The organism is Paraburkholderia bengalensis, assembly GCF_037126505.1.
Classification (GTDB): Bacteria; Pseudomonadota; Gammaproteobacteria; order Burkholderiales; family Burkholderiaceae; genus Paraburkholderia; species Paraburkholderia bengalensis.
The window spans coordinates 1-23,419 of sequence record NZ_JACFYJ010000058.1; the positions used below are offsets into that span (position 1 = coordinate 1).

The window sequence follows — 23,419 nt, forward strand, 5'->3', positions numbered from 1 at the left end:
TGAAGCCGGCGCTGTCGAACGCAGGCTTCGTGACGCGTGACGCACGTGAAGTCGAGCGTAAGAAGGTCGGTTTCCACAAGGCACGTCGCCGCAAGCAGTCGCCGGATGCCGCCGCCTCGGGCGGCTCATGCAGCCAGCGCCACGCGAACCAGGCCGTCGCCGCGCACAGTGCAGCGAGCACGCCATAGACCGCGCCGAAGCCGAAATGCGCGGCAAGCGACGGCAGCGCCATCGCGCCGAGCCCGCCGCCCGCCGGAACGGCCGTCTGCCGGATGCTCATCGCGAGTCCGCGCTCGCCTTCCCGGAACCACGCCATCACCGCGCGTCCGCTCGACCCGTTGACGCTGCCGCCGAGCAGCCCGACGGCCAGCAGACCGAGCGCGAGCGGTACGATGCCCGGCACGTCGCCGCCGCGCGGCACCACGAAGCCCGCCATCGCCGCGAGCGCGCCCGCCGTCGTCAGCAGTCCGAGCAGCAGCACACGCCGGTCGCCCCAACGATCGGTGAGCAGGCCCCACGGCAGCTCGCTGACGGCGATGCCGAGCCCCAGCATGCCCAGCACGAGCCCCAGCCCGCCATTGCCGATGTGATAGCCGTGGCGCAGGAAAACCGCCGTGGTCGGAATGCCGGAGAACGCCGCCGAAAAGCTCGCGTTCGCCGCAAAGCCCACGCCCAGCACCTTCCAGCGATGATTGCCGCGCATCTTGCCCGTCATGTTCGTCCTTTCAAAATTTTGTCCCACGTTTGCCTCCGCAAAAGTCCGCCGAAGCCCATCGTAGGGTTGGACGATCAATCGGAAAAGCGGGAAAATTGGATGCCATCCATCGGGGAATCCGAAACATGAACCAGCGTGCGTTCGACCTCGCCCAATTGCGCACCTTCGTGGCCGTCGCGGAAGCGGGCAGCGTGTCCGCGGGTGCGGAACGGGTGTTCCTGTCGCAGTCGTCGGCCAGCGAGCAGTTGAAGAAACTCGAAGAGCGCGCCGGCCAGCCGCTATTCCTGCGCGGCAAGCTCGGCGTCACGGCGACGCCCGCGGGCGCGAAATTGCTCGATCACGCGCGGCGCATTCTCGCGATGAGCGAAGCCGCGTTCGAAGACCTGCAAGGCCGCTCGCTCGACGGCGAGTTGCGCATCGCGATCACCGACTACTACCGGCCGCACGACATCGCGCGCGTGCTCAAGACGTTCTCGGAGCAGCACCCGCGCCTGCGTCTGCACGTGACGGTGCTGCCGAGCGCGGTGATCGACAGCAGCGCGGAAGACGACGCGACGTTCGACATCGGCCTGTCGCTGCGGATCGTCGCACCGGGCGCGAAGCGCGGCGCCGCGACCAGGCCGGGCGCATCGAGCACCGTCGTGCGACGCGAGAAGCTGCTGTGGGCCATGTCCGCCGACGCCGATCCGCAGCAGATCGTCGAACCGTTTCGTCTGGTGCTGCTGCCTGCGACCTGCCAGTTGCAGCGCTTCGTCGTCAGGTTGCTCGACGAGCGCCGCGTGCCGTATCTGCTGTCGCATTCGGCATCGGGCATGGCGGGGCTGCAGCTGGCATTGAAGGCGGGGCTCGGCATCTCGTGTCTGAACGAGTCGTCGCTGGGTTCGGGCATGGTGCCGTGTCCATCGGCGATCGGCCTGCCGCCGCTGCCGGCCATCGAGTTTCATCTGTTGCCTGCGCGTGCCGGCGAAAGCGCGCACGTCACCAACGCGCGCGCCGCCTTTGCGCGGCTGCTTGCATGACTGCGTGTGCAGTCATTGCACGAGTACTTAGTTGACACGACAAATTCTGCATGTGGCTCGGACCTTCGTTGAAACGCCGCCGATTGCCTCCTATGATGGTTGCAATGTCTGCGTCATTCTGACGCTTTAATGTATGAATGCCCTTGCCGTCATAGCACTGGCAAGTGCGAGGTGCGCGCGCGTCGGCGGGTGTACCGCTGTCCAGGCGCCCCCTCATCTGCACGGCTGCGTCGCGTTGAATAGACTGTCGGCGCGCGGCGCGTTGCACGTATCAGAACAATGGCGGGAAGAGTTCCCGCAGCAGTTGCAATTCGTTGACATAGATCAGACGCGCAAGCGAAGCAACCTGCAGTATCGAAGACTGGCGAAGCGTAGCCGCCAGTTTCTTCCGAGAGTGCAACACAACGATATCTAGAAACGTAACCCACTCCCTACGAGGCCAGTCGTGCATCGCAGAACCGTCGGCTCTTCGATCCAGTTGCTGTTTTACCTCTTGTGCGCGCTATGTTCGATGCCGTCGTTCGCGGCCTCGAACGATGCGCCGACACTCTCGCCGATGGACGAAAAAATGCGCGCGTGCACGAGCTGCCACGGCGTCCAGGGCCAAGGGCTCAACAACGATTACTTCCCGCGCATCGCAGGCAAGCCCGCCGACTATCTCTTCAACCAGTTGACGGCCTTCCGCGACGGCGGCCGCACCTTCCCGCCGATGGGCTATCTGCTCGCGTTCCTGCCCGACGACTATCTGCACAAGATCAGCCAGTACTTCGCGGATCTGCAGCCGCCGTATCCGAATCCCGACAGCAATCCGCTGCCGCAAGCCACACTCGATTACGGCAAGCAGATCGTCATGCGCGGCGATGCGAAGCGCGGCATTCCCGCCTGCGCGGCCTGTCACGGCGATCGTCTGACGGGGCAGCAGCCGGGCATTCCCGGCCTGCTCGGCTTGCACGCGAGCTACATCGCCGGACAGATGGGCACATGGCGCTCGGGCACGCGCCACGCGCTCGCGCCCGACTGCATGCATACGATCGCCGTGAAGCTGAACGACCGGGATATCACCGCCGTGTCGAGCTGGCTCGCGCGCCAGCCGCGCCCCGCCGATCCGCGCCCCGTCGCGCGATTGCCCGGCAAGCTGCCGCTCGCATGTGGGAGCCAACCGGAATGAAGACTCTCGCCCTCAGCTCTGTGCGCTTCGTGCCCTCCGTATCGGCGGCTTCCTCGAATCGCCTGCGCCGCGCCGCGGACCGGACGCGCCGCGCGGCGTCGTCGCTGGTTGCGGGCGCCGCGTTCGCGTTCGCCGCGATGGCGCCGCTTGCTTCATTGATACCGTGCGCGCAGGCGGCGGAAGCGACGGCGCCCGCAGGCGCCGACACGCGCCCCGCGAACGTCGTGCGCGGCGAGTATCTGGCGCGCGCGGGCGACTGCGTCGCGTGTCATACGGCGCCGCGCGGCAAGACGTTCGGCGGCGGCCTCGCGATGGAGACGCCGTTCGGCACGCTCTATACGCCGAACATCAGCCCCGACAACGAATTCGGCATCGGCAAGTGGACGGCCGACGAGTTCTTCAAGATGTTGCGCACGGGCAAGAGCCCGGACGGCAAGCTGATCTATCCGGCCATGCCGATCGCTGCTTACACCAAGGTCACGCGCGAAGACTCCGACGCGATCTTCGCTTACCTGAAGTCGGTGGAACCTGTCCATCAGCCCAATCGCAAGCAGGAGTTGCGCTTCCCGTTCAACCAGCGCGAACTGCTGATCGGCTGGCGTTCGCTGTATTTCCGCGAAGGCGAGTTCCAGCCGAATCCGAGCCGCTCGGTCGAATGGAACCGTGGCGCGTATCTGGTCGAAGGGCTCGGCCACTGCTCGATGTGCCATACGAAGATCAACCTGCTCGGCGGCTCGTCGAAGAGCGAGCAGTTCGCGGGCGGACTGATTCCCGTGCAGAACTGGTACGCGCCGTCGCTCACGTCGGACAAAGACGGCGGTCTCGGCGACTGGAGCATCAAGGACATCGTCGATCTGCTGCAAGCGGGCATCTCCGATCGCGGCGCGGTGTACGGCCCGATGGCGGAAGTCACGTATCACAGCCTGCAATACATGACCGACGACGACGTGAAGGCGATGGCCGTCTATCTGAAGACGCTGCCCGACAACGATCCCGGCCGCAAGACGGGCCCCTCGGCGACGGTGACGCCCGCCGTGTTCGAAAGCGGCCAGCGCATCTACATGCAGAAGTGCTCGATGTGTCACGGCGAGCATGGCGAGGGCAAGCTGCAGCACTATCCGCCCCTCGCGCGCAACCAGTCGATCGAAATGGATTCGGCCGTCAACCCGATCCGCATCGTGCTGAACGGCGGCTTTCCGCCCGGCACGCGGCGCAATCCCGAGCCGTACGGCATGCCGCCGTTCGCGCAGGAACTCAACGACACCGACGCCGCCGCCGTCGTCACGTACATCCGCACGGCGTGGGGCAATCACGGCCAGCCCGTGACGGCCAGACAGGTCAACGAACTGCGCAAGGCGCCGCTGCGCTGATCACCCATTACTGATTCGAACCTTGTCCTCGGAGACTTCGCAGATGGACCCTAACGATCACTCCGGCGACCGCTACGGCAACGCTTCGGACGACGAAGTCGATCGCATCGTCGCGCAAGGGCCGCACGGCGCCATCGCCGTCGCGGGCGTTGCGGCCGTGGTGGTGCTGGCGATCTGGATCGGCTTCTACTTTCTCGTGTTCGTGCCGCGCGGCGTCATTCACTGATCATGTCGAGCCAACCCTCCCACTCCCCTGACAGCAGTCATTCCGTCGCCGAGCGCTCAGAAAAACGCTGGGCCTGGTTCGTCATCGCGCTCGTCGTGTTCATGCTCGTAGTCGTCGTGTATTCGGGCGTGCACTACGCGATGATGCCGCCGTCGCGCGTCGAGACCATCGACCCGTCGCGGCTGCAACTGTCCGGCGAATTCGTCGAGAGCAATCTGGGCAGCGCCGTCGAGCCCGACGGCTCGGTGGTCGTGCGCTTCGTCGCGCAGCAGTATTCGTTCACGCCGCAATGCCTGCTCGTGCCCGCCGACACACCCATCACGTTTCGCACGACGAGCGCCGACGTCGTGCACGGCCTGCTGATCACCGACACGAACATCAACACGATGGTCGTGCCCGGCTACGTCGCGACGTTTTCCTCTTCCTTCGATAAACCCGTCGAGCATCTGATGCCCTGCCACGAATTCTGCGGCTTCGGCCACCAGACGATGTGGGCGCACGTGAAGGTCATCGACAAGGCCGCCTTCTTCGAGCAGGCAAAACAAAACCGGAGGCTCAGCTGTGTTTCACGCTAAGCGACTCGTTCTCGCGCACTTCTGGCTCGCGTTCATCGCGTTCGGAATCGCGCTGCTGCTGGGCGCATGGCAGATGCTCGTGCGCAGCCCGCTCCACCCGTGGATCGGCGAACCGGAGCTGTACTACCGTTCGGTGACGGCGCACGGCACCGTGATGGCCTACGTGTTGCCGACGCTCGTCGCGATGGGCTTCGGCTATGCGATCGTCGAGCTTGCGCTGCAGCAGGCGCTCGTCGGGCTGAAGTGGGCGTGGGGCGCGTTCATCCTGCTGGTGGTAGGCGCGGTGATGGCGATGATTCCTGTCGCGGCGGGCCAGGCGTCCGTGCTCTTCACGTTCTATCCGCCGATGATCGGCAGCCCGTTCTATTACCTCGGCGTGGTGCTCGTCGTGGTCGGCTCGTGGATCTGGGTCGCGCTGATGGGCATCAACCTGCGCATCTGGAAGCGCGCAAATCCCGGCAAACCGGTGCCGCTCGCGATGTACGCGAACGTGGCGGGCGCCTACCTGTGGGCCTGGACGGCCGTGGGCGCGGCGCTCGAAATCCTGTTCCAGATTCTGCCCGTCGCGCTCGGCCTGAAGTCGACCATCGACGCCGGCCTCGCGCGGGTGCTGTTCTCGTGGACGCTGCACGCGATCGTCTACTTCTGGCTGGTGCCGTCGTACATCGCGTACTACACGCTGGTGCCGCGCGCGATCGGCGGACGGCTCTACAGCGACTCGATGGCGCGCGTGTCGTTCATCCTGTTCCTCGTGTTCGCGATGCCGATCGGCATTCACCATCTGTTCGCCGATCCGCAGGTCGGCGCGGGCTTCAAGTTCGTGCACGCGGTGTTCACGGGCATGGTGTCGGTGCCGACGCTGCTGACTGTGTTCACGATCTGCGCATCGGTGGAAATCGCCGGGCGGCTGCGCGGCGGCAAGGGCGCGTTCGGCTGGCTGAAGGCGCTGCCGTGGGACAACCCGATGATGCTCGTGATTGCGTTCTCGTTCATCATGCTCGGCTTCGGCGGTGCGGGCGGGCTCATCAACATGAGCTACCAGCTGAACGAGACCGTCCACAACACGCAGTGGGTGACGGGGCACTTCCACCTGATCTTCGGCGGCGCGATCGTCATCATGTACTTCGCGATTGCGTATGAACTGTGGCCGCAACTGACGGGGCGCGCAATCGGATCGCTGAAGCTGATCCGCTGGCAGTTGTGGCTGTGGTTCATCGGCATGATGGTGGTGACGCTGCCGTGGCATTACGTCGGCCTGCTCGGCGCGCCGCGCCGGATGGCCTACTACGACTACAGTAATCCCGCCATCGCGCCACAGGCGATCTGGGTGGCCGTGTCGGCGTTCGGCGGCCTGATCCTTGTGATCTCCGGTCTGCTCTTTCTCTACATCCTCGCGAAGGCGCAATTCGGCGCGATCGAACAGCCGAAGCAGTTCCGCTTCAGCGCGCCCGTGCATCCCGTCGAGCGCGTGCCCGCTGCGCTGAACAGCTTCGGCCTGTGGGTCGCGCTGATGATCGGCCTCACGGTCATCAACTACAGCGTGCCGATCGCGCAGCTGCTCGGCTTGCAGCAGACGTCGGTGCCGGCTGTATCGGTGGGAGCGCGGTCATGAGCGACGAACGCGTTTTCAGCTTCAGCAACCGGTGGTTCACGACGAGTGTCGGCGGCGTGATCGCGATTGCGATCGTGTCGGGGCTGATTGGTTTTATCTGGCTGCCGTCGAAGCATCCCGACTTCACGCAGCGCGGACTCTGGGCGACGATCTGCAGCGCAGCAGGCGCACCGTCGTCGTGGTTCACGCAAAGCGGCAACATCGCCGGCCGCGCGCCGAGCAATGTGCTCGTGCTGCCGCCTTTGCCGCCGTGGGGACGCGAGCGGCCGAGCGCCGAGTCGATCGGACGCGGCGCGACGCTCGCGCAGAACTGCTCGATGTGCCACGGCGTCGAAAGCCTGATCCAGGTGACGGCGCCCGTGCTCGCCGGCCAATATGCGGATGTGATCTACAAGCAGTTGCGCGATTACCAGAGCGGCGCGCGCATGAACTCGATCATGCCGCCCATCATTGCGCGTCTGAACGACGGCGATCTGCACGATCTCGCGAACTACTACTCGACGCTGCCGCGTCCTCCCGCAGTCGAACAGCCTGCCGCCGAAGATGCCGCGATTCGCAAGCTCGTCAACGAAGGCTCGCCGATGCGCAACATCGCGCCTTGCGCAGCGTGTCACGGCGACCGCGACCGCAAGGGCGCGGCGCCATGGCTCGGCGGACAGTCGTCGGTGTACATGGCGGGACAGTTGAAAGCATTCGCCGACGGCACGCGCCACAACGACATCAATGAACAGATGCGCAACGTCGCGCGCAACATGACGCCGGAGGAGATCGATGGCGTCGCGAAGTATTACGCGCAGAGGCGGCCTTAGACTGCGTTAGACGGTCTTGGGCGGCCTTGGCGATCTCGCGCAGTCCTTGCGAGCTGCATTGAAAGACAAACGGCGGAGAGGCATGCATGCCTCTCCGCCGTTTTCGTTCGTGCCGCGCCGGTTTCGGCGCGCGACGATCAGACCGCTTCCGCCACTTCCAGCTTCAACGGTGCGTCCGCCTTCTGCGCGACACGGCGCGCGGCGGCGCGCGACGAACCCGTCTGGGCGCTATCCGTGCGGAACACCGACACCGCTTCCGTCAGCCGCCGCGCCTGCTCCTCGAGCGAACTCGCGGCAGCCGCCGCCTGCTCGACGAGCGCCGCGTTCTGCTGCGTCACTTCGTCCATCTGCGCGACAGCGAGGTTGACCTGATCGATGCCCGTGCTCTGCTCGGTCGCCGCCTCGGCGATCTCGCCCATGATCGCGCTCACGCGCGCAATCGCATCGACGATCTCCGTCATCGTCGAGCCCGAACGCTGCACGAGATCGGCGCCCGCCGTCACGCGCTCGTTCGATTCGCCGATCAACCCCTTGATCTCCTTCGCGGCCGCCGCGCTGCGCTGCGCAAGCGAGCGCACTTCGCTCGCGACGACAGCAAAGCCGCGCCCCTGCTCGCCCGCGCGCGCCGCCTCGACGGCTGCGTTCAGCGCGAGGATGTTGGTCTGGAACGCGATGCCTTCGATCACGCCGATGATGTCCGAAATGCGTCGCGAGTCGTCGACGATCTGCTGCATCGTGCCGACCACCTGCTGCGTGAGGTCGCCGCCTTGCGCCGCCAGCGTCGATGCGCCCTGCGCCAGCGTGCTGGCCTGCTTGGCGTTGTCGGCCGTCTGCTTGACGGTCGACGTCAACTCTTCGATGCTCGCCGCCGTTTCTTCGAGCGAAGCGGCCTGCTCTTCCGTGCGCTGCGACAGGTTCGTGTTGCCCGCGGCAATTTCGCTGACGCCCGTATCGATCGAATCGGTGCCGTGACGCACGGTGTTCACCGTCGAGATCAGCGAGTCCTGCATCTTGCGCAGCGCCGCCGCGAGACGGCCCATTTCGTTATCGCCGGAAACGTCGATGCGTCCCGTGAGATCGCCGTTGGCGATGCGCTGGAACTGCTCGATGGTGGCATCGACGGGATGCACGATCGCGCGAACCATCAGGACGCGGCCGATCCACGCGAAGATCAGCGTTGCCCCCATGCCGATCGCGACTGCCACGCTGATCGTGTAGAAGAGCTGCTGCGCGTCCTGATAGCGTTGCTCGGCGTGATCGAGCTGCAGCTTTTCGAGCGCCAGCATCGCCTTCTCATAGGCGCTGTAGAGCGGCGACAGCTTGTGGCCCTGCAACTGATGAAATGTCGGCTTGTCGCCTGACTTGAGCGCGGCGAAGGCGGGATCGATGCCTTCGTGCAGCAACGCGTCTCGCTTGTCCTGCATGTCCTTGATGAGGCGCTGTTCTTCGGGATCGTTGCTGGCCTTGCTGATGTAGTGGGCAAGCCGTTCGTTCGACACCTTCAGATAGTTGTCGTAACGCTTGAGCACGGCTTCGGCGCCTTCCTGATCGTTCAGCTCGATCAGCGACGAATACGTCGCCAGCGTGAGACGCAGACGAAGCAATTGCCCGGCGCTGCCTTCGAGATCGGCGACAGCGGGCGTATCGACCGTGTACATCTGCTGCAACGACGCATTGCTTGCACGCAGCGACAACAGCCCGGCCGCCGCGCCGATCAGCAATACGATGCCGAACAGCACGATCATCAACGTGAGGTATGCGCGAATTGAAAGACCTTTGAGCATGAAGCATGTCTCCAATGGCAGCCCGGCTGGAACCTCCGCGTTCCGCGACGGGCTTGCTGCGCCCAGGCCCATAGGCGAGGTCCGCAACTCGATTGAAATTAAGCAAACGCACCACGTTGTAAGTTACGGCCGAATCGCCGAAAACTTTATGGCCCGTGCGCCTGCTGCGCGCCGAAACGCATGCGGATTTGATCTCGCGCATCAGCACGCGCCGTTTGCCCGTTTTCTGTTCTCGCTATGTGGGTTTGACCGCGCCGACTTAACAGTTCGCGCCGGAACTTGCCCGCGCGTCGAAGTTGTTGGACATTAGCGAAGCGACGGCTACGCGGACCACGCTCATGCAGGAAACCTTGTCAGCGCTGGCGGTGTTCATCCTGCTTCTCGCGGGAACGGGCGTCGGCTTTTTCGGCAAGCCTTATCTGCCCGAAGAGCATCGCCGGCACGAAACCCTGCAACTGATCCAGCTCGTGATGACGATGCTCGTGACGTTCGCCGCGCTCGTGCTCGGCCTGCTGACGGCATCGGCGAAGAGCAGCTTCGACACGGTGGGCAACGACTTCCGCGCCTACGCGGCCGAGCTGATCCAGCTCGATACGGCGCTGCGCCAGTACGGCCCCGAAGCGCAACAGCCTCGGAGCTTGCTGCGCGCCTATACGGCGGCCGCGATCGCTGCGACGTGGCCCAGCGAGCGCCCGCCGGCCGGGAATTATCCGCGCTTCACGGCGGATCTGAATCACGACAAGCTCGAAGACGTATCGCTCGGCGATATGCTGAATGCGTCGTTTATCGCGGTGCGCAAGCTGCAGCCCGCCGACAGCTATCAGCAGCACACGCAGGCCGAATGCATCGCGCGTTTCGAGCGTGTGATCCGGGCGCGCTGGAAGCTGATCGAAGAAGCGCATAGCTCGATCTCGAAGCCGTTTCTCACGACGCTCACGTTCTGGCTGATGATCATCTTTTTGGGGTTCGGCATCGTCGCGCCTCGCAACGCGCTCGCGCTGGTGATGATCGTGCTGGGCGCGGTGTCGATCGCTTCGGCCGTCTATGTGATCGTCGATCTCGATACGCCGCTGACGGGTCCCATCGTGTCGTCCAGCCAGCCGATGCGCGACGCGCTCATCCATCTCGACCGCGCGCCGTAGTGCGCATTCAGCCGACCTTCAGTCCGCCTGCAGCATCGAACAGTTCGCGCAGCCATTGCGCGAACACGCGTACGCGCGACGATAACTGGCGGTTTTGCGGATAGAGCACGGTGACGGGCATCGGCGGCGGCGGAAATTGCGGCAGCACGACCACGAGGCTGCCCGCCGCGAGCTCGCTTTGCACGCGGTAGCGCGGCACCTGCACGAGACCGAGCCCGGCAGCGGCCGCGCCCGTATAGAGATCGGTGCCCGTCACGGACACGATCGATTCGAGATTCATCTCGACGACCTGCTCATCGACGGTGAATTCAAGCGGCAACGCGTTGCCCGTCGCGCTCGACACGTAGTTGACGGCGCGATGCGTGCTCAGCGCGGCCAGGTCGCCGGGCGTGCCGTGGCGCTCCAGATAGGCGGGACTTGCGACCGTCACCTGCGCGAGCCGCGCGACGCGCCGCCCGACCATCGACGAATCCTGCAGATTGCCCGCGCGCAGCACGCAATCGACGCCCTCGCGCACCAGATCGACGAGCCGGTCGTCTTCGCCGATATGCAGCTCGATGCCGGGATAACGCGCGAGAAAATCCGGCAGCGCCGGCACGACGAAGTGCCGCGCAAGCGTGCCTTGCAGATTGACGCGCAGAAGGCCTTTCGGCGCCGCGTTGCGAAACGAACCCTCTGCTTCTTCCATGTCCGCGAGCAGGCGCACGCAGCGGCGGTAATACGCTTCGCCGTCGTGCGTGAGGCGCACGGAGCGCGTCGTGCGCTCGAGCAGCCGCGCGCCGAGCCGCTCCTCCAGCCGCTTCATCAGGTTCGTGACGGTGGCGCGCGGGATCTGCAGGTCGTCGGCGGCGCGCGTGAAGCTCTGCCGCTCGGCGATACGGACGAACACTTGCATTTCCTGGAAACGGTCCATGACGGCTCGCCGCGATGAAATTTCGCGCGCCATTGTTAAAGTGAATGGAATGATGATACCAAATTAAGCCTGATTATCTCTGCGTAGATATGTCCGATCATGCTTCTCATCCACTCACCACTTCGAGGAACGGGATCATGAACAACGTGAAAAACGCACAGGTCGCAATCGTCACGGGCGCATCGCGCGGCATCGGCGCGGCTATCGCGCGGCGGCTCGCCAGCGACGGCTTTGCTGTCGTCGTGAATTACACGGCGAGTGCGCAAGAGGCGGAGGCGCTCGTCGCCGGGCTGAAGTCGGAGGGCGCGGCCGCCATTGCGGTGAGGGCGGACGTCTCGAACGCCGACGACGTGCGCCGCCTGTTCGACGCCGCCGAGCAGCAGCTCGGCAAGGTCGACGTGCTCGTGAACAACGCGGGCATCCTGAAGACGGCGCCGCTTGCCGACATCAGCGACGCGCTGTACGCGCAGAGCTTCGACATCAACGTGCGCGGCACCTTCAACACGCTGCGCGAAGCGGCCACGCGTATGAACAGCGGCGGGCGCATCGTCAACTTTTCGAGCACGACGCTCGTGCTGAACATGCCCGGCTACGCGATCTACAACGCGACGAAGGCGGCCGTCGAATCGTTCACGCATGTATTCGCGAAGGAACTGCGCGGCCGCAACATCACCGTGAACGCGGTGGCGCCTGGGCCTGTCGCGACGTCGCTGTTCCTGGACGGCAAGACGGACGAGCAGGTCCAGAACTTCGCGAAGATGGCGCCGCTGCAACGGCTGGGACAGCCGGACGATATTGCCTCTGTTGTCGCGTTTCTCGCCGGGCCGGATGGCGCGTGGATCAACGGGCAGGTTCTGCGCGCGAATGGGGGCGTGGCTTGAGCGTGCGTGTGCGCATGGTCGTCTCAGCACGATCCAGTCGGCAACTTGACGAAACGCTAGCCTGAAACGAAACACCCCGCTCGAAGGCGGGGTGTCTGCTGTGTTCTCGACGCACGGCTTTCGATGCGTCGTGGCGCTGGGGTAGTTAGAAGGGAATATCGTCGTCCATTTCGTCAAACCCGCCGCCGGCCGGCGCGCTCGGACGGCTCTGGCCGCCGCCACCGCCCGACATACGACCGCCACTACTGCCGCCACCGGACATGCGGCCGCCGCCGCCGCGTTCCATCGACTCACCGCGGCTGTAACCGCCTTCATCGCCGCCGCCACCGCCGCCCGCGCCGCCACGGCCGCCGAGCATCTGCATCTGGTCAGCGACGATTTCCGTCGAATAACGATCCGTGCCGTCCTGCGCCTGATACTTGCGCGTGCGAATGCGGCCCTCGATGTACACCGACGAACCCTTCTTCAGGTACTCCGACACGATTTCAGCCAGACGTCCGAAGAACGAAACGCGGTGCCATTCCGTCATTTCCTTGAATTCGCCCGACTGCTTGTCCTTGTAGCGATCGGTCGTGGCAAGGCGGATATTCGCCACGGCGTCGCCGCTCGGCAGATAACGAACTTCCGGGTCGGCGCCCAGATTGCCGACGAGAATGACCTTGTTCACGGATGCCATGAGTTTCTCCTGTTGATTCCGTTTCCGGCGACGCGTCACCGACGGCTCGATACGCCACGGCCGCCTGTGTCAGTGACCGGAAAAGCGCGCCCCGTTTGACCGCCGCCTGTAAATTCGTAACGTTTAAAGCTTATGCCTTGCGCGGCGGTGGCTTCATGTTTGCGGCGATTATAAGCCAGCAAGCCACGAGCCCTGAGCAGGCAAAAAAGACTGCACTCTGACCATCGACTTTCAGCAGCCAGCCGCCGATCACGCCGCCCATTGCGAGGCCGATCGACTGCGTCGTGTTGTAGACGCCCGCCGCCGCGCCCTTGCGGTTGCCCGGCGCCAGCTTCGACACCAGCGAAGGCTGAGAGGCTTCGAGAATATTGAAGCCGAGGAAGTAGACAAACAGAATCGCCGCCACAGACATGATGGTATGCGCAGCGACGCCGAGAAGTAACTGGCCGATCAGGATAAGCGCAATCGCACCCACCAGCACCGCCTTCATCTTGCCGCGCTTTTCTGCGGCGATGATCGCGGGAACCATCATCACGAACGCGAGGCCCATCACGGGCAGGTAAATTTTCCAGTGCGACGCGACGGGCAAGCCGCCCGCTTCGAGAATGCGCGGCACGACGAGGAACAGCGCCGTTTGCGTGGCGTGCAGCACGAGCACGCCGAAGTTCAGGCGCAGCAGCTCCGTGTTGTGCAGCACTTCGTGGAACGGCGCGGGCACGTGCACGGGCTTGGGGGCATCGGGCACGATCCACAGCACGACGCCGATCGCGAGAATCGAAAAGATGCCGACCAGCGTGAACAGGCCGCTCATGCCGAGCCAGTGAAACACGATCGGCGCGCCGACGATCGCCACCGCGAACGACACGCCGATCGAGCCGCCCACCATCGCCATCGCCTTCGTGCGATGTTCTTCGGCCGTCAGGTCCGCGATGAACGCGATCACAGCCGACGACACCGCGCCCATCCCCTGGATCACGCGGCCGACGATGATCCATGTCATGTCGTGCGCAAACGCGGCGACGAAGCTGCCGAGCGCGAAGATCAGCAGGCCCGCGGCAATCACCGGCTTGCGGCCGATCATGTCGGACACCCAGCCGTAGAAGATGTACAGCAGCGATTGCGTCACGCCGTACGCGCCCAGCGCAATGCCGACCAGCAGCACGTTGTCGCCGCCCGGAATCGTCTTCGCGTAGATCGAGAAGACGGGCATGATCATGAACAGGCCCAACATGCGCAGCGCGAAGATCGCGGCAAGCGACACGGTCGCGCGCAGCTCAGGCGCGCTCATGCGTGAAGAGGTGGCGGACGGATTGGACATCGGGAACGATTTTCGAATGAGCGCGCGGCGAATGCATGATGCCCTGCATGGACGGGCATGCGCGGCGTCTGTCGCGCGGAGCCGGCACGGACCGTGCACATGCTGCCTTGCAAACCGCGGAAAATGCCCTCATATGCACCGCATTCACCGCCACGCCAGACCGCAAAAAACGACGCTTTCGCCTTTGTCAGCACGCCGTTTGCGCGCTGTCAGGAAGCCGTAACGGCCGTCTGGAAAAGTCGTTATAGTAGCAGGTTTAGCCTTCTCCTCTTCCCGCCGGTTCATGGAACAAATCCGTATCCGTGGGGCTCGGACCCACAACCTGAAGAACGTCAATCTCGACTTGCCGCGTCACAAGCTCGTCGTGATTACCGGCCTGTCCGGCTCGGGCAAGTCGTCGCTCGCCTTCGACACGCTCTACGCCGAAGGCCAGCGCCGCTATGTGGAGAGCCTGTCCGCGTACGCCCGGCAATTCCTGCAACTGATGGAAAAGCCGGACGTCGATCTGATCGAGGGCCTGTCGCCCGCCATTTCCATCGAGCAGAAAGCGACGTCGCACAACCCGCGCTCGACGGTCGGCACCGTCACCGAAATCCACGACTACCTGCGGCTACTTTACGCACGCGTCGGTACGCCTTACTGCCCGGACCACGAGATTCCGCTGGAGGCACAAAGCGTCTCGCAGATGGTCGACGCCGCGCTCGCGCTGCCCGAAGACACGAAGCTGATGATCCTCGCGCCCGTGGTCGCGAACCGCAAGGGCGAGCACACCGAGCTGTTCGAGGACATGCAGGCGCAAGGTTTCATCCGTTTTCGCGTGCGCTCGGGCGGCGGCACGGCGAATGAAGGCGTCGCGAAGATCTACGAAGTGGATTCGCTGCCGCAGCTGAAAAAGAACGACAAGCATACGATCGACGTGGTCGTCGACCGTCTGAAGGTGCGCGCCGACGCGAAGCAGCGCCTGGCCGAATCGTTCGAAACGGCGCTGCGTCTCGCCGACGGCCGCGCGATCGCGCTCGAAATGGACACGGACAAAGAGCATCTGTTCAGCTCGAAGTTCGCGTGCCCGATCTGCTCGTACTCGCTGCAGGAGCTGGAGCCGCGCCTCTTCTCGTTCAACAACCCGATGGGCGCGTGCCCGGAATGCGACGGCCTCGGCCAGATCACGTTCTTCGATCCGAAACGGGTGGTCGCGCATCCGTCGCTGTCGCTCGCGGCGGGCGCCGTGAAGGGCTGGGACCGGCGCAACCAGTTCTACTTCCAGATGCTGCAAAGCCTCGCGGCGTTCTACGAATTCGATATCGATACCGCGTTCGAAGACCTGCCCGAAAAGGTGCGCAACATCCTGCTGTACGGCTCGGGCAAGCAGACCGTGCCGTTCTCGTACATCAACGAGCGCGGCCGCACGTCGGTGCGCGAGCATGTGTTCGAAGGGATCATTCCGAATCTGGAGCGGCGTTATCGCGAGACGGATTCCGTCGCGGTGCGCGAAGAACTCGCGAAGTATCAGAACAATCAGGCGTGTCCGTCGTGTGAAGGCACGCGTTTGCGCCGCGAAGCGCGTTTCGTGCGGATCGGCGTGGAGAAGGACGCGCGCGGCATCTATGAAATCAGCGGCTGGCCGCTACGCGACACGCTCGGCTATTTTCAGACGCTGCGCCTCGAAGGCGCAAAGCGCGAAATCGCCGACAAGGTGATCAAAGAGATCGTCGCGCGGCTGATGTTCCTGAATAACGTCGGGCTCGATTACCTGTCGCTGGAACGCAGCGCCGAAACGTTGTCGGGCGGCGAAGCGCAGCGCATCCGGCTCGCGTCGCAGATCGGCTCGGGGCTGACGGGCGTGATGTACGTGCTCGACGAGCCGTCCATCGGTCTGCATCAGCGCGACAACGACCGGCTCATCTCCACGCTCAAGCATTTGCGCGATCTCGGCAATTCGGTGATCGTCGTCGAGCACGACGAAGACATGATCCGCATGGCCGATTACGTCGTCGATATGGGGCCGGGCGCGGGCGAGCACGGCGGCATGGTGATCGCCGAAGGCACGCCCACGCAAGTTCAGGCCGATCCCGCTTCGATGACGGGCCAGTATCTGTCGGGCACGCGACGTATCGAATTCCCCGACGACCGCAAGCAGGCCGACGAGCGTCATCTGCGCATCGTCGAGGCGTACGGCAACAACCTGAAGCACGTGACGCTCGATCTGCCCGTCGGTCTCCTGACCTGCGTGACGGGCGTGTCGGGCTCGGGCAAGTCGACGCTGATCAACGACACGCTCTATCACGCCGTCGCGCAACACCTGTACGGTTCATCGACGGAGCCGTCGCCGTTCGAGGCAATCGAAGGCCTCGAGCATTTCGACAAGGTCATCAACGTCGATCAATCGCCGATCGGCCGCACGCCGCGCTCGAATCCCGCCACTTACACGGGCGTGTTCACGCCGATCCGTGAACTGTTCGCGGGCGTGCCCGCCGCGAAAGAACGCGGCTACGATCCGGGCCGCTTCTCGTTCAACGTGAAGGGCGGACGCTGCGAATCGTGCCAGGGCGATGGCGTGCTGAAAGTCGAAATGCACTTTCTGCCCGACGTCTACGTGCCGTGCGATGTGTGTCACGGCAAACGGTACAACCGCGAGACGCTGGATATTCTCTACAAAGGCCAGAACATCAGCGAAGTGCTGGAGATGACGGTCGAGCACGCGTACGACTTCTTCAAGGCAGTGCCCGTCGTCGCGCGCAAGCTGAAGACGCTGCTGGATGTGGGGCTCGGCTATATCCGGCTCGGCCAGTCGGCGACCACGCTGTCGGGCGGCGAGGCGCAGCGCGTGAAGCTGTCGCTGGAGCTGAGCAAGCGCGATACGGGCCGCACGCTGTATATCCTCGACGAACCGACCACGGGCCTGCACTTCCACGACATCGCGCTGCTGCTGGAAGTGATCCACCGGTTGCGCGATCAAGGAAATACGGTGGTCATCATCGAGCATAATCTCGATGTGATAAAAACGGCCGACTGGGTCATCGATCTCGGTCCCGAAGGCGGCGCCGGCGGCGGGCAGATCATCGCGCAAGGCACGCCGGAGCAGATCGCGAAGTCGAAGGCAAGTTTTACCGGCCGCTATCTCGCGCCGCTGTTGCAGCGCGACATGGCGGGCGCGGCGGCAGCGAGCCGGGCGCCGACGGAAAAACGGGCAGACGAAGTAGCCGATGCCACCGTGAGCGAAGCAGCGGAAGAAGCCGCCGAAGAAGCGGCCGAAGAAACGATTGAAGAATCGGCGGCACCTGCCGTCAAACCGGCAAAGGCGAAAAAAGCCGTTGCCGCGGATGCATCCAAACCGGCTTCCAAATCGACGGCGAAGCCAGCGGTAGCGGTCAAAACGGCGGTTAAAACGGCGGTTAAAGCGACGGCCAAAACGACGGCCAGGACGACCAAAGCCGGCAAGCCGAGTGTCAAAACCTGAAGTTGGAGACGATAGAGAGCCATGGCCAAGCGTAATCAGGCCCGCGATGACGGGCAGGTGCAGGATCTGCGCCCTCGCCCGGTCAGGCTGACCAGCGACATGAGCCTGCCGAAGCTGTCGGCGGTCGAAATCGGCAGCTATCTCGTTGCGCTCCTCGCGATGTGGGCGGTGCTCGAACTCAAACTGCTCGGCGCGCTGCTCGCCGGCATGCTGGTGTTCCAGCTCGTCCACGTGCTCGCGCCGCGCATCGAGAAGCACATGTCAGGCGGGCGCGCGCGCTGGCTCTCGGTGGTGATTCTGTCCGTGGTGATCGTCGGCGCCTTGACGGGCTTCACCCTCGCCATCATCGAGCACTTCGAGCAGGACGTGCCCAGCGTGCAAAAGCTGCTCGATCAGGCCATGTCGCTGATCGATCAGGCGCGCGGGCGGCTGCCGCAATTCATCGCGCAGAATCTGCCCGTTTCCACCGAACAGATGAAGGAAAAGGCCGCCGTGCTGATGCAGACGCACGCCAGCACGCTGTCGCAAGGCGGCAAGAATGCCGCGCGCATCTTCACGCATGTGCTGATCGGCATGATCATCGGCGCGATCATCGCGGTCGGCGCGCAAAAGCATATGCAACGGCTGCCGCTGTCGACGGCTTTCATCACGCGCGTCAGCCGTTTCGCCGATGCGTTCCGCCGTATCGTCTTCGCGCAAGTGAAGATCTCCGCGATCAACACCGTGTTCACGGGCATCTTCCTGTTGCTGCTGTTGCCCCTGTTTCATGCGCCACTGCCGATGGCGAAAACGCTCGTCATCATCACGTTCATCGTGGGCCTGCTGCCCGTGATCGGCAATCTGATCTCGAACACGCTGATCGTGGCCGTCGCGCTGTCGGTGAGCTTTCCGGCCGCCGTCACCGCACTGATCTTCCTGATCCTGATCCACAAGCTCGAATACTTCCTGAACGCGCGCATCATCGGCGGACAAATCGAGGCGCGCGCATGGGAACTGCTGATCGCGATGCTCGTGATGGAAGCGGCGTTCGGCATTCCCGGTGTGATTGCCGCGCCCATTTTCTATGCGTACATCAAGCGCGAGCTGATCTATTTGCGGCTCGTGTGATAGGCCGTTACACGCGCGTTTTCCTCTGATCCAACCAGCGGCCGACGTCTGATCGGTTTCCGCACACATTCCCGGCATCCGCCCGGCTTTACGAAACACTTGCGACACACGCGCTCACCCCATAAGATGCGAATAATTCTTATTTGCGAGTGAGTTGCGCTGTCATGTTCGTCATTTTTCCGCCCTCCGTGGCCGCCGCCTTCGACGGGAGCCGCGTATGAGAGCTGTGCTCGTGCGCCTGCATCGCTGGTTTGGCATCGGGACGGCGCTGTTTCTGTTCGTCGCCGGGCTGACGGGCGCGCTGATCGCGTGGGATCACGAACTCGACGCGCTGCTCAACCCGACGTTCTTCTATGCCCGCAGCGACGCGCCGCCGCTGTCTTCGCTGGAACTGGCGCGCCGCGTCGAGGCCAGCGACCCGCGCCTGCAGGTGACGTACCTGCCGATGTCCGTCGAGAAAGGTCACGCGTTGCAAATGATGGTATTGCCGCGCGTCGACCCAAAGACGAACCAGCCGTATCCGCTCGATTTCCATCAGATCGCCGTCGATCCCGCGACGGGCGACATCCAGAGCCGCCGCGAATGGGGCGCGTTGTCAGTGGCGCGGCTGAACCTGATGCCGTTCATCTACAAGCTGCACTACACGCTGTTCCTGCCTTTCGTGGGCGACATCGACATCGGCACGTGGCTGATGGGCATCGTCGGCATCGTGTGGATTTTCGACTGCGTGATTGCGCTCGTGCTGGCGTTTCCGAGCGTGAGGGCATGGAAGAAGTCGTTTGCGTTCCGCGTGCGGCGCGGCGGCTATGCCCTCACGTTCGATCTGCACCGCTCGGGCGGCGTATGGATCTGGGGATTGCTGCTGATGATGGCGGTGACGTCGGTATCGATGAATCTGTCGACGCCCGTCGTACAGCCCATCGTGAAGCTGTTTTCGACGCTCACGCCGACGCCGTTCACCGATCCGTCGCTGCTGCCCACTGCGAAGCCCAATGAAGCGCCCATCGCACGCGAGGACATTCTCAAGAAGGCCGAGCAGGCGCGCGTCGACAGGCATATCGAGGCGCCGCCAGGCGCGATCTACTACGCGCCGATGTTCCATGTGTACGGCATCGGCTACTTCGGTGCCGGCGACGATCACGGCGACGGCGGTCTCGGCAACGCGTGGACTTACTGGAATGCGCAGACGGGCCAACCACTCGGCGCGCAGATTCCCGGCAAAGGGACGGCGGGCGACCTCTTCACGCAGGCGCAATTCCCGCTGCACTCGGGGCGCATTCTCGGCATCGGCGGACGCATTCTGATCAGTTGCGTCGGTGTGCTGGTCGCCGTGCTGAGCGTGACGGGGCTGACGATCTGGCTGAAGAAGCTCAACGGACGACGCGCGGCATCGAGCGCGCGCAAAGCACCGACGCAGCGGGTCGGAACGCAGCAGACGGAACGCGCGGCGTCGCAATGACGCTGCGCCAATAAAAAACCGGCGCGTTCTCTTAGGACACGCGCCTGCTTCGTCGAAGAAAAACGAATCAGCGGAACACGACCGTCTTGCTGCCGTTCAGCACGATCCGATGCTCGACGTGCCACTTCACTGCGCGCGCGAGCGTCACGCATTCCACATCGCGACCGATCGCCGTCAGTTGATCCGGCGTCATGCTGTGATCGACACGCTCCACTTCCTGCTCGATGATCGGGCCTTCGTCGAGATCCGTCGTTACGTAGTGCGCCGTTGCGCCGATCAGCTTCACGCCGCGATCGAACGCCTGGTAATACGGCTTCGCGCCCTTGAAGCTCGGCAGGAACGAGTGGTGAATGTTGATCGCGCGGCCTTCGAGCTTCGCGCACAGCTCCGGCGACAGAATCTGCATGTAGCGCGCGAGCACCACGAGGTCGGCCTTGCATTCGTCGATCACTTCGAGCACACGCGCTTCCTGCTGCGCCTTCGTGTCCTTCGACGTCAGCGGGAAGTGGTGGAACGGAATGTCGTAGCTCGCGGCAAGCTGATAGAACTCCTTGTGGTTCGAGATGATCGCGGGAATCTCGATGTTCAGTTGCCCCGTGCGATAGCGGAACAGCAGATCGTTCAGGCAATGGCCGATCTTCGACACCATGATTACGACGCGCGGCTTCACGTTCGCGTCGTGCAATTCCCAACGCATGCCGAACTGCTCGGCGAGCGTTGCGAACGCGGCGCGCAGCGCATCGAGGCCGGGATCGCCGCCCACTTGCTGGAAGTGGACGCGCATGAAAAATTCACCCGTGTGGCTGTCGCCGAATTGCGCGGAGTCGAGGATGTTGCTGCCGCGCTCGAACAGAAAGCCCGACACGGCGTGAACGATGCCGGGCCGATCGGCGCACGACAGTTTGAGAATAAAGCTGTGTTCGGTCGACATGACCTCGGTGACTCCCTTCTTCAGTGCGTGTTTCGTGATTCGTGGCGTGCGCTTTCAATCGAAGACCGGCGGCGCGAACAATGTGTCGATACCGATGCACGCGTCTTCGTCGATCCAGCGGCGGCGCAGCATGCAATCGAGCGTCGCGAGGCTTGCATCGACGGTCATCGCGCCTTCTTCGATGGCCTGCGCGACATCTTCGATGCGCGCCAGCCGATGTTCGCCGACTTCGCCGTCCTGATTGCGCGGCGCAAAGTCTTCGGGCAGCGCGAGGTCGTAGATGAAAATCTGCTCGGCCTGCGTGCCTTCGGGCAACGATTGCAGCACGTGCGCTGTGCGCCCCGCAACGGCGCGAACGGCAATCGCTTCGGGAATGCCCGCTTCCTCCCAGCATTCCTTGACGATCGTCTCGGCCAGACTGAAACCCCAGCCGATGCCGCCCGCGACCACGTTGTCGAGCATGCCCGGATCGGTTGCCTTCGTGTCGCTGCGGCGCGCGATCCACAATTGCGGCGCGTGATCCGTATATTCTACGACGCCGTTCAGATGCACCGCGTACGTCATCGTGCCGAAGAAGCGCGACGCCGCGCGCTCGATGTACGCGAGCGGCGGCGCATCGAATGCATTGCGGATCGCGTAGGTTTCATCGCGCCAGCCGGGAATGCGGCCTTCGGCAGCGAACGCGCCGATCACCGAGCCGAGCGCCGCGCTGCGCAGTGCGATCGAATTGAAGTGCGGCGCGAGCGCGACCTTGTGCGCATCGATGTCGAACACGTCGGGCCAGCGTTCGAGCAGCGGCACGTCGCCCGCACGAATCCAGCCGACACGCTCGTCGTCGATCATGAACGGCCGATGCTGCGCAGGATCGAAACGGCGCGCGGCGACGATGCAAGGCAAAGACATGTGTGCTCCAGACAGCGCGTGAAAAATAAGGGCGTCGAATCAGTCGCGCAGCGCGACGCGAATGCCGATCGCGATGAACGTCGCGCCCGCCAGCCGGTCGAGCCACACGCCTGCGCGCGGACGACGCTTCAGCCATCCGCCGATCATGCCCGCGCACACGCCGAACAGCGAGAACACGACCACCGTCTGCAGCATGAACAGCGCACCGAGTTCGAGCATCTGCAGCGTGACGCTTTGCGCGCCGTGCGGATCGACGAATTGCGGCAGGAACACGACGAAGAACAGCGTCACCTTCGGGTTCAGCACGTTGCCGATCACGCTCTGACGGAAGATCGACGCGAGCGGCTGCGGCGCGCGCTCGTGCGCCGTCGCGAGGCCTTTGCTGCGAATCGCCTTGATGCCGATCCAGACCAGATACGCGGCGCCCGCGAGCTTGATGAGCTCGAACGCGACGGGCGACGAACGCAGCACGGCCGCAACGCCGAGCGCCGCGAGCGTCGTGTGAAACGAAATGCCTGCCGCGAAGCCGAGCGCCGCGACGAAGCCGGCCGCGCGGCCTTGCGAAATGCCACGCGCGAGCACCTGGAGATTGTCTGGACCGGGCGCGAACGTGATTGCTATCGACGTCGCGAGAAAGAGCAGGAAATTGGGCATTGCGTGTGTCGGTCAGCGAGGATCAGTGGCCAGCGAACGTGGTGACGGTGTAGAGCGGCAAGCCCGCGTCGCGCAGCAGCTTCGAGCCGCCGAGTTCGGGCAGATCGATGATCGCCGCGCCTTCGATCACGGTCGCGCCTAGCCGTTCGAGCAGCTTCTTGCCCGCCATCATCGTGCCGCCCGTCGCGATCAGGTCGTCGACGATCACGATACGGTCGCCGGGCTTGCAGGCGTCCTCGTGGATCTCGACGGTCGCCGTGCCGTATTCGAGTTCGTACGACTCGGACACCGTCTTGTACGGCAGCTTGCCGACCTTGCGGATGGGGATGAAGCCGAGGTTCAGCTCATACGCGAGAATCGGCCCGATGATGAAGCCGCGCGCGTCGAGTCCCGCAATGTAATCGAGCTTCTGGTCGATATAGCGCTGCACGAACAGATCGATCAGCACGCGCAGCGTCTTCGGCTTTTGCAGCAGCGGCGTGATGTCGCGAAACTGCACGCCCGCCTGCGGCCAGTCGGGCACCGTGCGGATCTGGCTGTTGATGTATTCGGCCGGATCGAACGGCTGGTTCGCGGGCGCGTTGGACATGATGACTCCAGACGGGTCGTCGACGACCCAGATAGTTCCAGTGAGTTGCTTGAATGTGGCGCTCATTCGTCAACGGCGTGAGCGCCGCGCGCCGCGTGAAATTTCGTGAAC

At 64.0% G+C, this 23,419-nt stretch carries 21 protein-coding genes and 2 pseudogenes; 14 read left to right on the plus strand and 9 right to left on the minus strand.

What is annotated here, in order from left to right; genetic code table 11:
* Positions 1-98, plus strand: a pseudogene (gene rpsI, locus H3V53_RS27625) (30S ribosomal protein S9); the annotation flags it as partial.
* 2 nt (positions 99-100) lie between these two features.
* On the opposite strand, the pseudogene H3V53_RS27630 reads toward rpsI, so the two are convergent.
* Positions 101-703, minus strand: a pseudogene (locus tag H3V53_RS27630) (MFS transporter); the annotation flags it as partial.
* A gap of 137 nt (positions 704-840) precedes the next feature.
* Between H3V53_RS27630 and H3V53_RS27635 the strand changes: the two are divergent.
* The 7 genes from H3V53_RS27635 (at position 841) to H3V53_RS27665 (ending at position 7,494) form a co-directional block, all read left to right on the plus strand.
* Entirely contained in the window at positions 841-1,734 is an 894-nt protein-coding gene (locus H3V53_RS27635; RefSeq protein ID WP_336600646.1) for a LysR family transcriptional regulator, read from the plus strand.
* Positions 1,735-2,179: 445 nt separating this feature from the next.
* On the plus strand, positions 2,180-2,902 hold the full coding sequence (locus H3V53_RS27640; protein ID WP_336600647.1) for a c-type cytochrome: 723 nt from the start codon (positions 2,180-2,182) through the stop codon (positions 2,900-2,902).
* Positions 2,899-4,272, plus strand: a complete 1,374-nt coding sequence (locus H3V53_RS27645) for a c-type cytochrome (protein WP_336600648.1) — start codon at positions 2,899-2,901, stop codon at positions 4,270-4,272. Before H3V53_RS27640 ends, H3V53_RS27645 begins: the two co-directional genes overlap by 4 nt.
* Positions 4,273-4,315: 43 nt before the next feature.
* On the plus strand, positions 4,316-4,498 hold the full coding sequence (locus H3V53_RS27650) for a hypothetical protein (protein ID WP_336600649.1): 183 nt from the start codon (positions 4,316-4,318) through the stop codon (positions 4,496-4,498).
* A gap of 2 nt (positions 4,499-4,500) precedes the next feature.
* On the plus strand, positions 4,501-5,073 hold the full coding sequence (locus H3V53_RS27655; RefSeq protein ID WP_336600650.1) for a cupredoxin domain-containing protein: 573 nt from the start codon (positions 4,501-4,503) through the stop codon (positions 5,071-5,073).
* The gene (locus tag H3V53_RS27660; RefSeq protein ID WP_336600651.1) at positions 5,060-6,685 is read left to right on the plus strand and encodes a b(o/a)3-type cytochrome-c oxidase subunit 1; all 1,626 of its coding nucleotides are present in this window, start codon (positions 5,060-5,062) and stop codon (positions 6,683-6,685) included. The genes H3V53_RS27655 and H3V53_RS27660 overlap by 14 nt, the downstream gene beginning before the upstream one ends.
* Positions 6,682-7,494 (plus strand): c-type cytochrome, encoded by an 813-nt coding sequence (locus H3V53_RS27665; RefSeq protein WP_336600652.1) that lies wholly within the window; start codon positions 6,682-6,684, stop codon positions 7,492-7,494. The genes H3V53_RS27660 and H3V53_RS27665 overlap by 4 nt, the downstream gene beginning before the upstream one ends.
* A gap of 137 nt (positions 7,495-7,631) precedes the next feature.
* Here H3V53_RS27665 and H3V53_RS27670 read toward each other — a convergent pair whose 3' ends face one another.
* Complete coding sequence (locus tag H3V53_RS27670) at positions 7,632-9,278, minus strand: methyl-accepting chemotaxis protein (protein ID WP_336600653.1); 1,647 nt, start codon at positions 9,276-9,278, stop codon at positions 7,632-7,634.
* On the opposite strand from H3V53_RS27670, the gene H3V53_RS27675 reads away from it, so the two are divergent.
* Together H3V53_RS27675 and H3V53_RS27680 are read left to right on the plus strand one after the other, a co-directional pair.
* Complete coding sequence (locus H3V53_RS27675; protein WP_336600654.1) at positions 9,277-9,588, plus strand: hypothetical protein; 312 nt, start codon at positions 9,277-9,279, stop codon at positions 9,586-9,588. The two genes, H3V53_RS27670 and H3V53_RS27675, sit on opposite strands and share 2 nt — an antisense overlap.
* Positions 9,589-9,616: 28 nt before the next feature.
* Positions 9,617-10,420: a bestrophin-like domain gene (locus tag H3V53_RS27680; protein ID WP_336600655.1), complete on the plus strand. Its 804-nt coding sequence runs from the start codon at positions 9,617-9,619 to the stop codon at positions 10,418-10,420.
* A gap of 7 nt (positions 10,421-10,427) precedes the next feature.
* Here H3V53_RS27680 and H3V53_RS27685 read toward each other — a convergent pair whose 3' ends face one another.
* A complete protein-coding gene (locus tag H3V53_RS27685) occupies positions 10,428-11,333 on the minus strand; it encodes a LysR substrate-binding domain-containing protein (protein WP_054917421.1) in 906 nt (301 codons plus the stop codon).
* Between the two features lie 137 nt (positions 11,334-11,470).
* On the opposite strand from H3V53_RS27685, the gene H3V53_RS27690 reads away from it, so the two are divergent.
* Positions 11,471-12,214: an SDR family oxidoreductase gene (locus H3V53_RS27690; RefSeq protein WP_336600656.1), complete on the plus strand. Its 744-nt coding sequence runs from the start codon at positions 11,471-11,473 to the stop codon at positions 12,212-12,214.
* 145 nt (positions 12,215-12,359) lie between these two features.
* Here the strand turns inward: H3V53_RS27690 and H3V53_RS27695 are convergent, their stop codons facing one another.
* Positions 12,360-12,890 carry a single-stranded DNA-binding protein gene (locus H3V53_RS27695; RefSeq protein ID WP_054917353.1) on the minus strand — a complete coding sequence of 177 codons (531 nt, stop codon included), beginning with the start codon at positions 12,888-12,890 and terminating at the stop codon, positions 12,360-12,362.
* A gap of 130 nt (positions 12,891-13,020) precedes the next feature.
* Positions 13,021-14,208 carry an MFS transporter gene (locus tag H3V53_RS27700; protein ID WP_336600657.1) on the minus strand — a complete coding sequence of 396 codons (1,188 nt, stop codon included), beginning with the start codon at positions 14,206-14,208 and terminating at the stop codon, positions 13,021-13,023.
* Positions 14,209-14,491: 283 nt separating this feature from the next.
* On the opposite strand from H3V53_RS27700, the gene uvrA reads away from it, so the two are divergent.
* From uvrA to H3V53_RS27715, 3 genes are all read left to right on the plus strand, one after another.
* Positions 14,492-17,665, plus strand: a complete 3,174-nt coding sequence (gene uvrA / locus H3V53_RS27705; RefSeq protein ID WP_336600658.1) for an excinuclease ABC subunit UvrA — start codon at positions 14,492-14,494, stop codon at positions 17,663-17,665.
* Positions 17,666-17,686: 21 nt separating this feature from the next.
* The gene (locus H3V53_RS27710; protein WP_336600659.1) at positions 17,687-18,772 is read left to right on the plus strand and encodes an AI-2E family transporter; all 1,086 of its coding nucleotides are present in this window, start codon (positions 17,687-17,689) and stop codon (positions 18,770-18,772) included.
* 217 nt (positions 18,773-18,989) lie between these two features.
* Entirely contained in the window at positions 18,990-20,231 is a 1,242-nt protein-coding gene (locus H3V53_RS27715) for a PepSY-associated TM helix domain-containing protein (protein ID WP_336600660.1), read from the plus strand.
* A 67-nt stretch (positions 20,232-20,298) separates the two neighbouring features.
* Here H3V53_RS27715 and purU read toward each other — a convergent pair whose 3' ends face one another.
* The 4 genes from purU to H3V53_RS27735 are packed head-to-tail and all read right to left on the minus strand — an operon-like array spanning position 20,299 to position 23,308.
* On the minus strand, positions 20,299-21,162 hold the full coding sequence (gene purU / locus H3V53_RS27720; protein ID WP_054917361.1) for a formyltetrahydrofolate deformylase: 864 nt from the start codon (positions 21,160-21,162) through the stop codon (positions 20,299-20,301).
* 54 nt (positions 21,163-21,216) lie between these two features.
* Positions 21,217-22,065 carry an NUDIX hydrolase gene (locus tag H3V53_RS27725; protein ID WP_336600661.1) on the minus strand — a complete coding sequence of 283 codons (849 nt, stop codon included), beginning with the start codon at positions 22,063-22,065 and terminating at the stop codon, positions 21,217-21,219.
* A gap of 39 nt (positions 22,066-22,104) precedes the next feature.
* Positions 22,105-22,719, minus strand: a complete 615-nt coding sequence (locus tag H3V53_RS27730) for a LysE family translocator (protein WP_336600662.1) — start codon at positions 22,717-22,719, stop codon at positions 22,105-22,107.
* A gap of 22 nt (positions 22,720-22,741) precedes the next feature.
* Entirely contained in the window at positions 22,742-23,308 is a 567-nt protein-coding gene (locus tag H3V53_RS27735) for an adenine phosphoribosyltransferase (RefSeq protein WP_336600663.1), read from the minus strand.
* Between the last annotated feature and the right edge of the window lie 111 nt (positions 23,309-23,419).